16 protein-coding genes are annotated in these 16,891 nt (G+C 38.1%); 4 read left to right on the forward strand and 12 right to left on the reverse strand.

From position 1 onward, the window contains the following. Positions 1-68: 68 nt before the first annotated feature. The 6 genes from RCC89_01380 to gpmI form a co-directional block, all read right to left on the reverse strand. Positions 69-707: a carbonic anhydrase gene (locus RCC89_01380; protein WMJ71828.1), complete on the reverse strand. Its 639-nt coding sequence runs from the start codon at positions 705-707 to the stop codon at positions 69-71. Positions 708-769: 62 nt separating this feature from the next. Then, positions 770-1,282, reverse strand: a complete 513-nt coding sequence (gene purE, locus RCC89_01385) for a 5-(carboxyamino)imidazole ribonucleotide mutase (GenBank protein WMJ71829.1) — start codon at positions 1,280-1,282, stop codon at positions 770-772. After that, positions 1,279-2,412 carry a 5-(carboxyamino)imidazole ribonucleotide synthase gene (locus tag RCC89_01390; GenBank protein ID WMJ71830.1) on the reverse strand — a complete coding sequence of 378 codons (1,134 nt, stop codon included), beginning with the start codon at positions 2,410-2,412 and terminating at the stop codon, positions 1,279-1,281. The genes purE and RCC89_01390 overlap by 4 nt, the downstream gene beginning before the upstream one ends. A gap of 38 nt (positions 2,413-2,450) precedes the next feature. Then, positions 2,451-4,250: a hypothetical protein gene (locus tag RCC89_01395; GenBank protein WMJ71831.1), complete on the reverse strand. Its 1,800-nt coding sequence runs from the start codon at positions 4,248-4,250 to the stop codon at positions 2,451-2,453. Positions 4,251-4,415: 165 nt separating this feature from the next. Next, positions 4,416-5,177 (reverse strand): hypothetical protein, encoded by a 762-nt coding sequence (locus RCC89_01400; protein ID WMJ71832.1) that lies wholly within the window; start codon positions 5,175-5,177, stop codon positions 4,416-4,418. Between the two features lie 1,107 nt (positions 5,178-6,284). Next, entirely contained in the window at positions 6,285-7,805 is a 1,521-nt protein-coding gene (gpmI, locus tag RCC89_01405) for a 2,3-bisphosphoglycerate-independent phosphoglycerate mutase (GenBank protein ID WMJ71833.1), read from the reverse strand. 108 nt (positions 7,806-7,913) lie between these two features. Between gpmI and RCC89_01410 the strand changes: the two genes are divergently transcribed. From RCC89_01410 to RCC89_01420, 3 genes are all read left to right on the forward strand, one after another. Further along, entirely contained in the window at positions 7,914-8,321 is a 408-nt protein-coding gene (locus tag RCC89_01410) for a DUF4783 domain-containing protein (GenBank protein WMJ71834.1), read from the forward strand. Positions 8,322-8,385: 64 nt separating this feature from the next. Then, a complete protein-coding gene (gene nadC, locus RCC89_01415; GenBank protein ID WMJ71835.1) occupies positions 8,386-9,246 on the forward strand; it encodes a carboxylating nicotinate-nucleotide diphosphorylase in 861 nt (286 codons plus the stop codon). Positions 9,247-9,259: 13 nt separating this feature from the next. Next, the gene (locus tag RCC89_01420; GenBank protein ID WMJ71836.1) at positions 9,260-9,736 is read left to right on the forward strand and encodes a YcxB family protein; all 477 of its coding nucleotides are present in this window, start codon (positions 9,260-9,262) and stop codon (positions 9,734-9,736) included. Positions 9,737-9,821: 85 nt separating this feature from the next. Here the strand turns inward: RCC89_01420 and RCC89_01425 are convergent, their stop codons facing one another. Then, positions 9,822-10,361, reverse strand: coding sequence for an RNA methyltransferase (locus RCC89_01425; GenBank protein WMJ71837.1), 540 nt, complete (start codon positions 10,359-10,361; stop codon positions 9,822-9,824). A gap of 340 nt (positions 10,362-10,701) precedes the next feature. Here RCC89_01425 and RCC89_01430 point away from each other — a divergent pair, with 340 nt between their 5' ends. Beyond that, positions 10,702-11,787: a BamA/TamA family outer membrane protein gene (locus tag RCC89_01430; GenBank protein ID WMJ71838.1), complete on the forward strand. Its 1,086-nt coding sequence runs from the start codon at positions 10,702-10,704 to the stop codon at positions 11,785-11,787. 64 nt (positions 11,788-11,851) lie between these two features. Here RCC89_01430 and RCC89_01435 read toward each other — a convergent pair whose 3' ends face one another. The 5 genes from RCC89_01435 to RCC89_01455 all read right to left on the reverse strand — a co-directional run bounded on the left by RCC89_01435 (position 11,852) and on the right by RCC89_01455 (position 16,891). Continuing rightward, entirely contained in the window at positions 11,852-12,919 is a 1,068-nt protein-coding gene (locus RCC89_01435; protein ID WMJ71839.1) for an ABC transporter permease, read from the reverse strand. Next, positions 12,912-13,835, reverse strand: a complete 924-nt coding sequence (locus RCC89_01440; protein ID WMJ71840.1) for an ABC transporter ATP-binding protein — start codon at positions 13,833-13,835, stop codon at positions 12,912-12,914. The genes RCC89_01435 and RCC89_01440 overlap by 8 nt, the downstream gene beginning before the upstream one ends. Before the next feature lie 237 nt (positions 13,836-14,072). Further along, on the reverse strand, positions 14,073-14,588 hold the full coding sequence (locus RCC89_01445; protein WMJ71841.1) for a hypothetical protein: 516 nt from the start codon (positions 14,586-14,588) through the stop codon (positions 14,073-14,075). 136 nt (positions 14,589-14,724) lie between these two features. Further along, entirely contained in the window at positions 14,725-16,323 is a 1,599-nt protein-coding gene (locus tag RCC89_01450) for a response regulator (GenBank protein WMJ71842.1), read from the reverse strand. After that, positions 16,301-16,891 (reverse strand): chemotaxis protein CheB, encoded by a 591-nt coding sequence (locus RCC89_01455; protein ID WMJ71843.1) that lies wholly within the window; start codon positions 16,889-16,891, stop codon positions 16,301-16,303. Before RCC89_01455 ends, RCC89_01450 begins: the two co-directional genes overlap by 23 nt.

The raw sequence follows: 16,891 nt of genomic DNA on the forward strand, positions 1-16,891 counted from the left end.
TTAAAATAAAAAAGCCACTTTAAAGTGGCTTTTTTATTTCTATTAGTTAAAGAGTAGAGTTTCTATATTTAAGCATTCTCAAACTGATAAATGTTTGGTATGCTAGACGGTTTATTGATCTTAATATCAAGATCCTTCAATTTTCCATCCTCAAGGCCATAAACCCAACCATGAAGTATTGGCAAATTCCCCTCTGCCCAGGCACCCTGGATAATGGAAGTTTTAGATAAATTGATAACCTGCTGTTTCACATTTAATTCAACAAGTCTTCTTCCTCTTTCATTCTCATCTTGAATACTGCTTAATTCAGCTTCGTTGGCAAGATAAACGTCTTTAATATTGCTTAGCCAGTTATCAATAAGGCCCAGCTTCTTGTTGCTCATCGCAGCCAAAACACCACCGCAACCATAATGGCCACACACTATAACGTGCTTAACTTTAAGATAGTTAACAGAGTAGTTAAGCACACTCAACAAGTTCATGTCGGTATTAACTACCACATTCGCAATATTTCTATGAACAAAAATATCGCCAGGCTTCGTGTTTGTAATTTCAGTTGCGGGAACACGACTGTCCGAGCATCCTATCCATAGGTAGTCCGGAGACTGTCCTTCAGATAGCTTTTTAAAAAAGTCAGGATCTTGATTTAGCTTTTCAGCAACAAATTCTTCATTTCCTTTTAACAATTTAAGATGTGAGTCTGACATAAAAATGACTTTTTAAGGGTTCAAAATACTTAAAGGTACAGGTTACAAAAACCGAACCATAATCACAAAAATTCTTTATATCCTTTTTCTTCTATTTGATTGACTGAGGTTTCCACCTTTTCCTTTAGCTTTTCTTTAAAAGCCACTATCCTTTTAAGAAGCTCAGGATCAGAGGATCCAATGATCTGAGCAGCCAATATTCCGGCATTTGCAGCCCCGTTAAGCGCTACAGTAGCCACTGGCACCCCAGAAGGCATTTGCAAAATGGAAAGTACAGAGTCCCACCCATCTATCGAATTAGAAGATTTTACCGGCACGCCAATAACCGGAAGAGGCGTAAGAGAAGCTACCATACCAGGCAAGTGGGCCGCCCCACCAGCGCCCGCAATAACTACCTTTAGTCCTCTGTCTACAGCGCTTTGGGCATATTCAACCATTCTGACAGGTGTACGGTGAGCAGAAACAACCGTCAGTTCAAACGGCACTTCCAATTGCTCTAAAACAGTGGCCGCGTCCTTCATTACTTTCAAATCCGACTGGCTACCCATTATTATACCAACTAATGGCTTACTCATGCTACTACTTTTATTGTTTTTTTAACAAATTCGGCTTTTTCCTTTAGGTTGTCAAGGGTATCATCAAGAATGGTTATGTGCCCCATTTTTCTAAAAGGCTTTGTCTTTTTCTTTCCATATAGATGCAGGAATACCCCTTCTTTGCTTAAAATCTCATCAACCCCTTGGTATTTTGCATCTCCTTTATAACCATCTGCACCCAATAAATTCACAAGTGCCGAAGGTTTTGTAACTTTAGTGCTACCCAGTGACAGACCTAAAATAGCCCTCAGGTGTTGCTCGTATTGAGAAGTATAATTAGCTTTAATAGTTTGGTGACCACTGTTGTGGGGCCTTGGCGCTACTTCATTCACAAGCACTTGTCCATCTTTAATAAACATTTCCACCGCCAGTAAGCCAGTCATATTAAGAGATTCAATAACTTTAACCGCCGTCTCTCTCGCTTTAGACTCGATTTCAGCACTTACATCAGCTGGTGAAAAAAGGTACTCCACCAAATTATGCACAGGGTGAAAAACCATTTCAACAACCGGATAAGTAACAACATCGCCTTTCGTATTCCTTGCTACTAAAACCGAAATTTCCTTGTCAAAATCCACCAGCTTTTCCAGTACAGAAGGCCCATCAAGTGCATTCTGCAAGTCGCCTTCATCTTTTATCCTATAAACCCCTCTTCCGTCGTAACCAGCTTTTCCTAACTTTTGAAAAGCTGGAAAAAAAGAAGCGTGTTCAGAAAGCGCTTCTTTGGTATCTACCAAAACAAAATCTGAAGTAGGAATACCATTATCCCTATAAAATTGTTTCTGAACCCTTTTATCTTGAATAACTTTTATTGCTTCTGGTTCAGGAAAAACCTGCACCCCTTCATCTCGAAGCGTTTTCAGTGCATCGGCATTAACATTTTCAATTTCAATAGTTAACACATCTTTCCCCCGCCCAAAATTAAGGACTGTTTCATAATCTGTTAAACTACCTTGCATAAACTCATTGGCAAGGCCTGCACATGGTGCATCCTTATCAGGATCTAGAACAGAGGTATGAACATTGAAGTCGATACATGACTGAATAAGCATACGCCCAAGCTGTCCACCACCAAGAATACCTAATTTAGTTTGCTTGTAAAATTCCATTGATAGTAATTATAAATCCCCCTCAAATATAGCTAAAATTATTCCATATTTATTCCCATCTTCTTCATCAATAGCGAGGCGTTGAAACTAGTGCATACTCCTTCTTTCAATTTATAATCAAAGAACAGCTCCCCATCTTTAATATCACTACTAAAATTAAGATTACTAATATGCTGAGGATCTTCCTCTTCTAAAGAAGCTAACTCAAGATCATGTGTAGAAACCAAACCAGAAACCCCCTCTTTCTTCAGCTGACGAACCAGGGCCATTGCCCCATTATGCCGATCAGCAGAATTGGTTCCTTTGAGTATTTCATCTAACATGAAAAATACTTTAGTGCCTTTACCCACCAGTTCAAGTAATTGCCTTAAGCGTTTAAGCTCTGCATAAAAAGAAGACGTATTCTCTTGAAGCGAATCCTTGGTACGCATAGAAGTAAAAATGTCCATAACAGAAATACAGCAATTTTCAGCACATACAGGCGCACCAGAAAAAGCCAACACACCATTAATGCCTAATGTCCTTAAAAAAGTACTTTTTCCTGACATATTAGAGCCTGTAATAATTTTTACAACGCCTGCCCCCTCTGATTCAAAGTCGTTCAAAACCCTATCTTTGGTCTTAATCAGCGGATGACCGAGGGCCTTGGCGTGATAGACAAAAGGCCTGTCAGTAATTTCAGGAAAATGAAAGGTAGGGTTAATATGATAGTATCCTGCAATAGATGCCAGGGCTTCCAGCTCATACACCGTCCTTATCCAATTCTCTACTTCACCCTGATGCTTAGACTTCCAGCTTTCAATTCTCTTGATCTGAATTAAATCCGAAAGGAAAAACCAATTCATAACCAAATAGAAATAAGGATTATTGCTCGCCTCCAAAAAATCGCAATACTTTCCAAACTCTGCCAAAGCACCAGAAGCTTTACTGCCGTCTCCCGTATTTACATACGATTTTAATGACTGCAATTTGGAGGAAGCAAATTGTTCATTTTCCAGCATTTCTATTTGAGAAACATATACCTTAGCTGTATGGCAATTTTCAGATGCATATTCACGAATTTCACGGGTTTGAACCTTGTAGCGGTTTAGTATGGAAATATTAACAACAATAACTAACAAAGGAACATAAATGGGCCAATAGAACAACCAACCTATTACAGCAATAATTGACAAGACAGGCATAACCCTTATAGCCGTTGACAAAAATTTACTTTTAGACACAAAAGGATCCTCGGCAATCCATTGCCATAACTTTTGCGGGTTATGGTCTTTAGGAGTAGAAAAAGTAACAGCTTGAAACTTTTGCCTCCAGTCAACTTTGTCCTTAAGTTCTTTAACAGCCGCTTGTCTGAGCGAAACCTCTTCTTGAGAGGCTGGGGATTTTAAATAGTTAGCCAGAGTATCTTGGCCGCCATGGCCATGCGTACGGCAAAGGAACTGAAAAAGCGACCCTGAACCGAATATATCAAGGTCAGAGGTGTAAGGATGGGCATCATCTATAAACCTTTCGCCATCAGGGTTAACAGACGGGTTATGGTTTATCAACTGAAGCTCATTGTTATTAATCTGCTCCAGAGAAGCAAAGAAGCGTTGCTTGTCATTAAGCTTCTTATGGTATCTAACAAGCAATACAAAAACAAGCAAAAAAAGTGAAAAACCAGCTATTGCATATTCTAATAAACGGTCATTAATAAAAACAAAAATGGCTACAATAGAAACCAGAAAAAAAACTAATCTAACAATAGCTACTTTTCTACTCTTTGCCCGTAAGCGAGAACTTTTTTTATGATAAACCTCAGCCCTCCCTGAAAAAATATTTGTCAACTCTGAATTCATTGTTAAAACTAAAGAAAAAACATAAAAAAACCCGGCAAATACATACCGGGTTTTCCTTTACAGTTTACTCCCTTAATTCAAAACATACTCAACAATGAAAATGTTTAGGAAAAAGGCCGGGAGAACCCCGACCCTTTTCAGCCTAAAAAATATCATTAAAAAGATTTAGAAAGAATATCCGACAGTTAGTTTCCAGAATGAAGGCTGGTCAACACCAGAGGCAGCCACTTCTTCATCGCTTCTTAAATCTAAACCAGTTGAAAATCTAGCAAAAGCACCTCCGGTAGGGTCTGCAAACTGGATATATGGCCCCAATGCTAAATAAAGGTCTGAGGCAGTACCTTCTTCACCAACACCACCCATATATCTAAGGTGTTCTAAATGAAGACCGGCAGAGAAAAATCCATTACCAAATTTATAGCCAGAGCTTAACCACCAGTGAAGGTAGTTGTTTGTACCAATATCGTTTCTGTCAAATCCATGGTAGTATCCAGCATATAACTCACCCTCAATATGATCTAAATCAAGACCAACTGTTAAGTTTGGAACAATACCTTCTCCAAGGTGAGGAGTTCCAAGACCTGAAAGCAAGCTACCGCTCAAGAGACCTATTTGCGGATTAATGTCAAGACCATCAAAAGGTGAAAAGTTATAACCTACACCTACTTCAGTCCAGTTACCCCAGCCTCCAGCGGTACCTCCAGACCATAAAATTCCATAAAAAGTAAAGGCCGAGCTTTCACTTAAAGCATAAGATCCTGCAAAGAACGGATAAAATCCAAAGAAAGCATCCGAGTTTAGGGTTATGTCCATGCTAAATGGACTTTCTTCTTCAGGGGCGGCAGCTCCTGGAGTTGTTTCCTGAGCGTTCGCAGTGAACGTCAAGGCAAAGATTGCGCTCAAAAAGAGTAAGGTTAACTTTCTCATAGTTTTAGATTGGTTTGGTGGTAAATAATTAATAAATGGTTACTTTTTAACACCTTCAAAAACTTACTATAGTTATATCCGGCATCGACACAAACATATATGTTTATTTTTAATTAAGCAAACACAGATAAGTAAAATACAAAAATAAACCACCTATTTATGGAAATATATAATATCAAATTAAAAAAATACAACAAACCAAATAACAGCACAAACAAACCATATATACAAAAAATACAAATTTTAAAAAATTATAAAAAGTTGTATTTTACATAAAAACCGTTGTCTCAACACCAAAAAACCGCTTTTAATATGAAATCGCGCATTACCATCATATTAAAATTTTACCATAAGGTGTATTTTAAAACCGGTTTTTACTAATAAAGTAACTTTTTTGAAAAAATAGGCTTTGTTTTTAACCTAAAAGCACCAAAACAATATATTTTTTTAAAAATTGGGTTAATTTTTTAACCGCAAACAAGAAATTAAATTGAAAAATAGACATAAGTCTTCTGCAAAGAAAAATGTGAAGAAAGGATTCTTCAATTATTATTTTTTCTGTATACAGTATTAGGGTTACCCATTTAGATATCTTATGTGTTATTAGCTTACATAGGCTCGTTTAGTTACTTTTTGCCTCGCCGGCAGGGCCTTACTTTTTTTCTTAGACAAAAAAAGTAAGCAAAAAAGTCAAGGCCTGTGATGAAATTTGCTAAACTTTATAACCATTACGCTAAAAAATTTGAAACTCACCCTCCTTGCGTCGGGCTCAAACAGCAAATTTTTTGGCCGCTCCATGGTTATAAAGTTCTTAACGCAATTTCATCAATGGCCGCCTTATTTTCTAACAATAGCACATACCGCCATTTAAGAAATGGCTGTTTAAAGCATTTTTTATCGTAGAAATAAAATCTTATTACTTCCTAGAGACTTAAATGGGTAATCCTATACAGTATATTGAAAAAGTCTACCGCATAAAATAGATTTAACCTAGGTTATGCATTAGGTCTTTCTATTGCATAACCCAGGTTAGAAAGAACTGACTGAGAAAGGCATAAAAAAAGCCCAAGAGCATTCCCGGGCTTTTTTATAAAAAATTATCAAAAACTAAATAAGCGGATCACCAGTCATATCTTCCGGAACGTCCACCCCTATAAGTTTAAGTATAGTCGGAGCAAGATCTCCTAATTTACCATCTTTCAGTCCAACCTTAAGGTCTTTATCAACCAATACACAAGGTACCAAGTTAGTAGTGTGTGCAGTGTTAGGCGATCCGTCTTCATTGACCATTACATCTGCATTCCCATGATCGGCAATTACAATAGCGCTGTACCCATTCTCTAATGCAGCATTTATGACATCTTCGGCACACTCATTAACAGTCTCACACGCTTTAATTGCAGCTTCCATTACCCCTGTGTGACCCACCATATCAGGATTGGCAAAGTTCAGGCATATAAAATCTGGCTCTTTAGACTGAATCTCAGGAACTATTTTGTCCCTTATATCATAAGCGCTCATTTCTGGTTTAAGGTCATAGGTAGCCACTTTCGGAGAAGGGCACATGAGCCTTTTTTCTCCTTCAAAAGGCTCTTCACGACCGCCCGAAAAGAAAAAGGTAACATGTGGGTATTTTTCAGTTTCAGCTATTCTGATTTGTTTCTTGCCTGCTTTTGCCAAAACCTCTCCCAAAGTATTGTTCAGGTTTTCTTTGTTAAAGACAACTTTAACATTTTTAAAGGTTTCATCATAATTAGTCATGGTCACATAATGCAAATTCATTTTGTGCATGTTCTGCTCATGAAAATCCTTTTGTGTTAACGCTATAGTAATTTCCCTACCACGGTCTGTCCTAAAGTTAAAGCATATAACGACATCTCCTTCTTCAATTTTACCAATAGGCTGCTGCTTATCATCAACTTGAACCATAGGCATGATGAACTCATCGGTCACATCTTCTAAATAAGACTCCAAGATAGCCTTTTCAATATCTGTCACCTTTTTTCCATCACCATTTACCATTACATCATAGGCAAGCTTAACCCTTTCCCAGCGGTTATCCCTATCCATGGCATAATACCTGCCAACCACACTGGCAATCCTTCCAGTAGTACTGTCAAGATGCTTTTCCAAATCTTTAATATATTCTATCCCCCCTTTAGGGTCTGTGTCCCTTCCATCAGTAAATGCATGCACAAAAACATCCTTAAGCCCGTAATCTGCCGCTATAGAGGTCAAACCTTTAAGGTGATGTATATGAGAATGCACCCCCCCATCAGATACTAAACCTATAAAATGGACCTTTTTATTATTATTTTTAGCGTAATCAAAAGCCTCTTTTAATGTTTTTTCTTCTTTTAATGTGCCTTCGTCAACCGCTTTGTTTATCTTAACAAGGTCTTGATATACTACCCTTCCGGCACCGATATTCATATGCCCCACTTCGGAGTTACCCATCTGCCCCTCAGGAAGCCCAACTGCCAATCCAGATGCTTCAAGCTTACTGTTTGGATAGTTCGTATAAAGTGAGTCAATAAAGGCTGTATTTGCTTTCTCAATAGCCGAGACAGCAGGGTTATTTCCCAATCCCCAGCCATCCAGAATCATTAGTATAACTTTTTTGTTCATACCTAAAATATATAAAGTTAATAGTAAATGTAAAATTATTAAATTTTCGCAACCTATAAAGAAGAACTGGCATAGTTTTAGTTGCCTAATACAAAAAAAAGAAAAAAGATGAAACTTCTTTTGTCAAAAATATCAATAATCTTTGTTTTTTTTCTTCTGGTAAAAAGCGGCAACAATGCTTTTGCCCAAAATGATACCTATAAAGTAAGCAAAGTTGCCATAAAGTCAGGAAGCTCCAAAGAACTTGCCAAGTATTTCTACGATATAGTAGAAGTCAGCTTTGACGGAGAAAAAGCTAGCTATAGTAAAGCGCATGCCGAAATAATGTTTAAAGATTTTTTCAAGAAACACCCAGCTCTTAGTTTTGAGGATGTGCACCATGGCTCAACCAAAGGAGGGCTCACCTATGCCATTGGGAAATACACCCATGCCAAAGGCGCATTTAGGGTGGTGATCTACATCAAAAAAATCAAAGGCATGGAAGTGATAGATACTATAGAGTTTAGTAAGTGGTAAAACAAATAAAATCTTTATTTTTGCGGCTCTGAAATATATTCAGAGCTTTTTTTATTTTTACAGGATGAATTACCTTTCCGAAGAACGAATAAATGCATTTATAGATGCGGCCTTAGCTGAAGATGTAGGAGCAGGGGACCACACTACCTTGGCCTCTATACCCCATGAAGCAATTGGCACGGCAGAATTGCTAATAAAAGACAATGGCATATTGGCGGGAATAGAACTTGCAGGAAAAATTTTCTCAAGAGTAGACCCTAACTTGGTATGCCATATACTGCTAAAAGATGGTCAGACTGTATCTAATGGAGACAAGGGCTTAACCGTTACAGGGTCAGCACGGTCGATACTTACTGCCGAGCGGCTGGTATTGAACTGCATGCAAAGAATGAGCGGCATAGCCACCTATACGGATTACCTCAACTCCCTCATTAAAGACACAAAAGCCAAATTGCTAGACACTCGAAAAACAACACCAAACTTCCGAATGATGGAAAAATGGGCAGTAGCCATTGGAGGTGGAGTAAACCACAGGTTTGGCTTATATGATATGATTCTTTTAAAAGACAACCATATCGATTATGCAGGTGGAATCCCACAGGCTGTAGCGTCTACTTTAACTTATTTGAAAGAGCATAATTTAGACTTAAAAATTGAAGTAGAAACGAGAACCTTGAAAGAGGTACAAGATGTTCTGGATGTTGGAGGCATACACAGGATTATGCTAGACAACATGGGGCCAGCTACATTAAGCGAAGCGGTGCAATTAATTGACGGCAAATACCAGACGGAAGCTTCGGGGGGAATAACAGAAAAAAATATACGCCAAATAGCAGAAACTGGCGTAGACTTCATTTCCGCCGGCGCCTTAACTCATTCTTACAGAAGCTTGGACATAAGTTTAAAAGCGAAAATCAATAAATAATAAAACAAATAAAATGATTATTAAAACCAAAAAATACCAGCTTGACAAAAAAACCTATATCAAACTGGCATTAGTAAATGTGCTTAAACAACAGTGGTGGGCATTTTTAATTCCTTTGGCGCTTATCATTGCGGGTTTATTTCTCCCAGGGACAGGCTGGTATATAAGTGGAGCCATTTTACTGACTGTTTTGTACCTGCTTTTTTGGCTAATCCAGTTTACAGGAGTAACACAACTAGAGCAAAGCAAAATCATATTTGACAGGCTAAGCTACGAAATAGACAGCCGCCAAGTGATGATCAAGTTAAACCCTAGACAAGGAAGCCCAATACAATGGAACATGATAAAGCGGGCTGAAAAAGGCAAAGATTACTTTCTTCTTATTATCTCCAAAGGCCAATTAATCTACCTTCCTTATAAAGTTTTTAATAGCGAAAACGATATACGGTTTATGGAGTCCATACTTAAAAGGAAGAACTACATCAAATAAAAAACTAAAAAAGCCGGAGAAAACATCTCTGGCTTTTTTAGTACATGCCTTGTGATTGTTCAAATAACAAAAGACGACGAATTGATCAAGGTTTAAAAAAACCGTTTTTACAAGTTATGTCCCAAAGTGTAATACCTATAGAAACAGATATATTAAGAGAATGCTTTGTACCACCTTGCGGAATCTCTATGCACAAGTCAGACAAACCTACCACTTCATCACTCACACCAAAAACTTCATTACCAAAAACTAAGGCATATTTTTCAGTTAGGGAACATTGAAAGTCAAGCAGCGAAACACTCGCATCGGCTTGTTCAACGCAAGCGATAATATATCCTTGGCTTTTAAGGTCTTTTATTAAGTCTACCGTAGCTTTCCTGTACTCCCACTCTACAGTTTCAGTGGCACCAAGAGCTGTTTTATGAATTTCTCTATGGGGAGGTTGTCCAGTGATACCACATAAATAAATTTTTTCTACACAAAAAGCATCACCGGTGCGAAATGCTGCGCCCACATTGTTGAGACTCCTTATGTTATCTAACACCACAACAATAGGGTTCTTCTGTATACTTTTAAATTGATCCGCAGAAAGCCGGTTCAACTCCTCATTTTTTAATTTTCTCATGACCAAAAAAGAAAGGCTGCAAATTAAAAAATTTCTACAAAAAATGCGCCCTGTTCTTATGCCAACCATAAAAGAAGATATCATTATGTAGCAAACCTTATTGTAAAACATGAGTTTAGAAAATCAGATGTATGGGTGCAAAAGACTGGAGATTATAATGGTCAAAATGAAACGGCATTACTAATGCTTTCACCCCCTATCTTACACCTTGATAGGCACATACAGGGTTATAGCAATGGAAGATAGTTAATACAATTGCCAAACACTACTGCGGAATCGATTAAACTTTATTTTGGAGTCACATAAATATGCTTATTTTTGTACTTCTATATAACAAAACATGAACATTCTCCGGCTAACATGCCTTTTGTTACTACTATTTTCAAAATCCCTTTATGCTCAGGAAAAGAAAGAGCATAAACCAAAGATCGTGGGCGCCCCGGTAATAGCCTATCTACCAGAGACAAGCTGGCAGTTTGGGGCAGGTGCAAAATTCCTATTTAACTTTAAAAACGATACCATACCCACTAGGACTTCATTTCTGGCTTTTACTGCAAGGTATACGCTTCTACACCAAATAATTTTTAATCCTAACTATATTATTTTCACAAATGGGGAAAAGTTTTTAATAAAAGGAGAAGCGGGTTTCACAAAGTTTCCTAATCAATATTTTGGCATAGGGAATAATACCCCGAGGTCAAACAAAGAAGAAATATCCTTTCGTCAAATAACATTTGATAACATCTTTTACAAAAAAGTAAAGAAAGACTTATTCGTAGGGCTAGGTTACAGATTCATTAATACTTATGATTTGCAATCTGAAAAAAATGGACTTTTGCAAAAGGAGGAGCCTCCAGGGTATAATGGATCCATCGTCTCTGGCTTAACCGCAGCTATCACATATGACAGCCGAGACAATATCCTCAACAGTACAGAGGGCGAACTCATAGAGTTTATTGCGGGCGCACATGGCAACTATTTAGGAGGAAATTATAATTTTATATCTTTTTTGCTAGATGCACGGAAGTATATTTCACCATTTCCCCATAGAGATGATGTGGTAGCGCTTCAGTTTTATGGCATGTCCAGCAGTAGCCAAACGCCTTTTACCAGCCTCGCTGCACTAGGAGGAGACCGGATTATGAGAGGGTATTACCAAGGCAGGTTTAGAGACCAAAACATAATGGTAGTACAAGCAGAATACAGGCTGCCTGTATACGGCCGTTTTGGGATGACATTTTTTGGTGGCCTAGGTGATGTGGCCGGACAAGTGTCTGATTATGCTTTTAGCTCAATAAAACCTTCCTACGGTGCTGGTTTACGGTTTCTGGTAAGCAAACCTGACAACTTAAATATCCGCTTTGACTATGCTTTTGGCAGAGGAGGAGAAAGTATGTTTTACCTCAACATAGCAGAAGCTTTTTAAACCTAGATTATGCATTAGATTTAGTTATGAGGGGCAAAAAAAGTTCTAATCTTTTAGGTTAAAGCTAATGCCATTTAAACAACTTCAAGCCAATAGCAAAAGTAACTCCTCCTGTCGTGGATAAAATAATAAAAGGCAGCAGCACATCGCCAATCCCTGCGTGTTCTATAAAAACACTTCTTAAAGAGTCAGCCAAAAGCGTCAATGGCAAAAACTGTATAACAGAAACAGCCCATTCTGGAAAATTGTGGTAACTAAAAAACACCCCTGAAAGAATGGTCATTGGCAATACCACGGCATTTATAATACCATTGCCCACCTGAGAGCTGGCGCTTCTGGCCGAAGCTATTACTGCGATACCAGCAAAAGCCGCGATCCCGCCTGTAAAAACCAGCAAAAACGCTAGCAGGCTGCCTGAGATTTCTACATTAAAGAAAATACTTGCAAAAACATATAATATAATGGCCTCAATTAACGCAAGGACAAACCTAGAGATGAACATAGAAATCAGGAAGTCAGTCTTGCGCATTGGAGTTGCCACCATTCTCCTCAATAACTTTTTCATCCGATATTCAATAAGGTTCCAGCTTATGCCCCACATGCAGGAGTTCATAATACCTAAAGCGATAAGCCCCGGGATCAGGAAATCAATATATCGGCTACCGGTTGCCGTAACTGGCTCTATGGTCTGCGCACTTTCCCTCAACTTAGGGCTTAACTCCCGCTCTATAAGTAAGTAGGTATTTTGTGCTTCTGCGTTTTGTTTATCAAAGTGATAAAAAAGGCTATCTTCGGTTTCTGTAAAATACAAGGGTATTACACCTCTGCGCAAAGCCCGGATAGCCTCTTCCTCACTAGCCGGCATAACAGTAAGTAAAACTACTGCATCAAGGTCCTCCCCCAACGACAGCTCCCCTTTCTGCTGAGGAGGTATACCTGTTTTTTCACTAAATGGCCCCTCTACATTTGATACCCGATAGACAGTTTTATGCTGTACACCAGTAGTAGTGAAGGCCAAACCTAACACCCAAGCCATCAAAATTGGGAACAGTATAGCCCAAAAAACAATACCAGGTGTACGGTAAAAATTTTTGAATTGAAATATTATCAGTTGAACCAAAGGACTATTCATGCAAGCTCCTTCCTGTCATTGAAATAAAAAGATCATCAAGTGTGGTTTTCCTACAGTCCAAATCTTTGACCTCCACCTGTAATGAGGATATAAAATTTAAAAAACCTTGTAGGTCTGAGGCAAGAGAAGACAATATAATCCTTCCTTTTCGCCCTTTATCATCCCAATAAATGTTTTTAAACCCAGGCACTATCGAGACATCTTCTTGAATGTAATCGCTAAGCTCAAACTCTACTACGTCACCTTCCCCGTAGCCTTGAATAAGTTGTGTTAATGAGCCTTCGGCCAATATTTCTCCTTGGTTCATAATAAGGATCCGGTCGCAGAGAAATTCGGCCTCTTCCAGATAATGGGTGGTCAAAATCATTGTGGTACCAACCTTTTTTAAATCCTCCAATATGTTCCATATTTCTCTTCTAGCTGTAGGGTCTAGCCCTGTAGTAGGCTCATCTAGCAGAATTAACCGAGGCTGGTTAAGCAGGGCAATCCCTAAGGCCAACCGCTGACGTTGGCCTCCTGACAGGGAGTCAACATAGGCTTTCCGCTTAAAGTCAAGATTCACCAAATCCAGTACTTCATTCACCCGGGTATTGGGAAGTGAATAAAAGCTCGCAAAAAGGGTCAAAGTCTCCTCCGTTGTCAACTTATCTACAAATTTTGTTTCTTGCAGACTTAAACCTATTAGGGTATGTAACAAGTGGCTATCCTTTGCCCATTCCTTACCGAAGATTTTAATTTCTCCTGCGTCAGGTTTTCGAAGCCCTTCTATCATCTCTATCAATGTAGTTTTCCCCGCACCATTTGGGCCAAGTAGCCCTATAAACTCTCCTTCCTGAATGCTACAGGTTAAGTTATTGACAGCAGTCAAACTTTTAAACTTCTTGGTTACCCCTTGAATTTCAATGACAGTTTTCATATAAAGAAAAATATAAGTGCAGTTCCACTTAAAGCTGAACTAGAGAATAAAACTTTCTATTACGTAGCAAAATAAATCAAATCAGTAGCTTCGCTCACATTTGTGTCTTAACCATGACTAAGCCTATCGTATAATTCAGTTTTAAAAACTACAAAAGTCTAATTTTCTAAAAGATTCCTAACCACTCCTTCGCCTAAAGCCAAAGCAGCTACCTATAAATAAGGTTAAAAAAATAAATCAATTTAACTGAAAAACTAACTCTCTTATTGGGGGAACTGTTTCTGATAAATTAAATTTAAACTCATCATATCCTGATTGCCATAAAAAACAAGCTTGGCTCTTTTTGATTTCTGCCAATGAAGCTGCCTTAAACCAATTAATTATATGGAACAAAGAGCCTTCTACCAAATAAGGATTCTTTTGTGCAATAACCAGCCCAACAGTAATATCAAGTTGAGAAATACTGCTATAAATTGGTTGCGCACCCTTCCTGCCATAAATATCAATACATATAATACCGTAGAACTTATTATCAGAAATAAAGCACTCTTTTACCTGAACATGTTCAAATATTTGGGGAATCTTTTGCCAGAGGACTACTAGGTTTTCTTTGACCAGAGGGATATCTATAGACCTTTTTCCGGAATCTAAAAAAGTGCTTTCGCTCTCAAAACCTATAGAAACAAGATACTCCCCTTGGATGCCATAATCATCGTCTGTAAGAATATTTCCTATGTTTCTATGTATTAACATATAAATTCTAAAAAGATATTTACTTGCAGAATTTATACGAAAAATACATAGCTACGTTGAATTACGCATACTTTTTCTGAAAAATATTTGGCTTTAGAGACAGCTATAGATGTACTAAAAAACAGAAAAAAGAGACTTATGGTTTAAAGAAAATTTTAAACTCAGACCCTTTTCCTTCTTCGCTTTCTAGCTCAACTTTGCCGCCATGCTTTTCCACAGTTTCCTTGACTATATACAAACCTATACCACTACCTTCTACATGGTCATGAAGCCTTTTAAACCGGGCAAAGAGTTTTCCCTGATCTTTTTTGCTAATACCAAGTCCATTATCCCTAACACTTAACAAGTAATATTCACCTTGCTTTCGCATACGAATATGAATTTCTGGCGTACGATCAGGCGACCGGTATTTAATGGCATTGGTAAGCAAGTTGTATATAATGCTTTTTAAGTTAGCCCTTGGGAAGTTAAGGATGTTACACTCTTTAAAATCCTTATATATAATAGCCCCCGTATCTTCTATTAAATCTTTAATGCTAGATATAATTTCATCAAGCACCTTATCGCAATCAACCTGTTCTTTTTTAGAGCTGCCATTCTTTTGTTGTTTTATAATAGCTAAAAGGTCATCGATTGTTTCTTTAAGCTGCCTTGAAGACTTCTTGAGCATATTGAGCATTTGAATAACATCTCCCTCGTCATCCGTAACCTCTTCTTGAAGAGAAGAGACCAGCGCCTCCATGTTAGCGATTGGCAATTTAAGGTCATGAGACGCTGTATATACAAAGTTGTCAAGGTCGGCATTTGTTTTTAGCAGCTGCTGATTAATAGATTTTAGCTCTTCTTCAGCTGTCATACGCAAAACAACCTCCTCTTTCAAATCCTTATTAATCCTAGTAAGCTCAGAGGTTCGCTCCTGCACCCTTTGCTCCAGCTCTTCATTGACCTTGTTCAAGGCATCTTCATACTCCTTACGTTTACCGATATCACGTCCGTTGGCATACCACTTACCCTTTTTATACACCAACACCCAACTGAACCATAGCAATGACCCATCTTCACATATTACCTCAAGCTCGAGGTTTACGATCCTATTGTTTTTTTCTTCCGCTTCCTTTAAGATCCGGCTGATATCTAAAGATGATTTTATAAACTTGGGAAAGGTTTTACCAGATACATCTTCTTGTTTGTATCCCAATACTTTTTCCCAGGCGCTATTGGCAATGTCAATATTAAGACTTTCACTATCCAAGATGCACATAAGGTCAATGGAGGTATTAACCAGCATTCCCAAATTTTCAAGCCAAGCATTTTTTTCTTCGAGATCCTTTTGTTGAAAATACAGTTGAATAAAAGCCTTTACTTTAGCCCTGGTAATGGTATTGTTCAAAGGCTTGAACAGAAAGTCCACTGCACCCGTTTCGTAACCTTCTGCAACATAATCTGGTTCTTGGTTTAAGGCTGTAACAAAAATAATTGGGACATTTTTTGTTTTGTTATTTTGCTTTAACAGCTTGGCCACCTCATAACCATTCATTTCCGGCATCTGAACGTCTAGCAGCACCAGTGCAATATCATATTTTAAAGCCTGTTTTAATGCCTCATAACCAGAAGTAGTCTTTATAAAATGAATATGTTTGTCCTGAAGCATCTCCTCCAAAGCATAAAGGTTTTCAGGCTTATCATCAACAAGCAGGACATTTACCGGAAGACTACTTATTTTTTCTAGTTTCATTACTTACAGCTATTAAAAAAGATTTAATACCACTGATATCCATAACCTCACACTTTTCAGTAAGTTGTATTGCAGCAACAGGCATTATATCACTCTCGGCAGTAGCAGGATCTTGAACCAAAGCTGTGCCACCCTGTTTAGAAATAAGGCTTAGCCCTTTGCTTCCATCATGATTTGCACCTGTTAAAATAACACCAATTAATTTAGAACCCAAAACAGCAGCTGCACTTTCAAACATAACATCAATAGAAGGCCTACAATAATTTACCGGCGGAGAGCAATCTAAGGCAAAAGTTCTTTCTTTTTCTATCAGCACATGATAATTAGCAGGAGCCACATAAACCATACCATTGTGCATCTCCATTTTATCTTCTATTTCCGTAACGGGCAATCCTGAACGTTGATCTAACAACGGCACAAGAGCGCTCTTTACATTTTTCAACCTATGCAATACTATAACTATAGGCATAGCAAAATCATAAGGTAAGTCATGAAGGATTTTACCAACAGCATCCATTCCCCCAAGGGAACCTCCAATTACAACTACTTCACGACTGTTTTCCTGCAT

Source organism: Cytophagaceae bacterium ABcell3 (genome assembly GCA_030913385.1).
Classification (GTDB): domain Bacteria; phylum Bacteroidota; class Bacteroidia; order Cytophagales; family Cytophagaceae; genus ABcell3.

What these genes read in the sequence shown, in the direction of transcription:
- RCC89_01380 (WMJ71828.1), bottom strand. Translation starts at nt 707, where the DNA reads ATGTCAGACTCACATCTTAAATTGTTAAAAGGAAATGAAGAATTTGTT.
- purE (WMJ71829.1), bottom strand. Translation starts at nt 1,282, where the DNA reads ATGAGTAAGCCATTAGTTGGTATAATAATGGGTAGCCAGTCGGATTTG.
- RCC89_01390 (WMJ71830.1), bottom strand. Translation starts at nt 2,412, where the DNA reads ATGGAATTTTACAAGCAAACTAAATTAGGTATTCTTGGTGGTGGACAG.
- RCC89_01395 (WMJ71831.1), bottom strand. Translation starts at nt 4,250, where the DNA reads ATGAATTCAGAGTTGACAAATATTTTTTCAGGGAGGGCTGAGGTTTAT.
- RCC89_01400 (WMJ71832.1), bottom strand. Translation starts at nt 5,177, where the DNA reads ATGAGAAAGTTAACCTTACTCTTTTTGAGCGCAATCTTTGCCTTGACG.
- gpmI (WMJ71833.1), bottom strand. Translation starts at nt 7,805, where the DNA reads ATGAACAAAAAAGTTATACTAATGATTCTGGATGGCTGGGGATTGGGA.
- RCC89_01410 (WMJ71834.1), top strand. Translation starts at nt 7,914, where the DNA reads ATGAAACTTCTTTTGTCAAAAATATCAATAATCTTTGTTTTTTTTCTT.
- nadC (WMJ71835.1), top strand. Translation starts at nt 8,386, where the DNA reads ATGAATTACCTTTCCGAAGAACGAATAAATGCATTTATAGATGCGGCC.
- RCC89_01420 (WMJ71836.1), top strand. Translation starts at nt 9,260, where the DNA reads ATGATTATTAAAACCAAAAAATACCAGCTTGACAAAAAAACCTATATC.
- RCC89_01425 (WMJ71837.1), bottom strand. Translation starts at nt 10,361, where the DNA reads ATGAGAAAATTAAAAAATGAGGAGTTGAACCGGCTTTCTGCGGATCAA.
- RCC89_01430 (WMJ71838.1), top strand. Translation starts at nt 10,702, where the DNA reads ATGAACATTCTCCGGCTAACATGCCTTTTGTTACTACTATTTTCAAAA.
- RCC89_01435 (WMJ71839.1), bottom strand. Translation starts at nt 12,919, where the DNA reads ATGAATAGTCCTTTGGTTCAACTGATAATATTTCAATTCAAAAATTTT.
- RCC89_01440 (WMJ71840.1), bottom strand. Translation starts at nt 13,835, where the DNA reads ATGAAAACTGTCATTGAAATTCAAGGGGTAACCAAGAAGTTTAAAAGT.
- RCC89_01445 (WMJ71841.1), bottom strand. Translation starts at nt 14,588, where the DNA reads ATGTTAATACATAGAAACATAGGAAATATTCTTACAGACGATGATTAT.
- RCC89_01450 (WMJ71842.1), bottom strand. Translation starts at nt 16,323, where the DNA reads ATGAAACTAGAAAAAATAAGTAGTCTTCCGGTAAATGTCCTGCTTGTT.
- RCC89_01455 (WMJ71843.1), bottom strand. Translation starts at nt 16,891, where the DNA reads ATGCAGGAAAACAGTCGTGAAGTAGTTGTAATTGGAGGTTCCCTTGGG.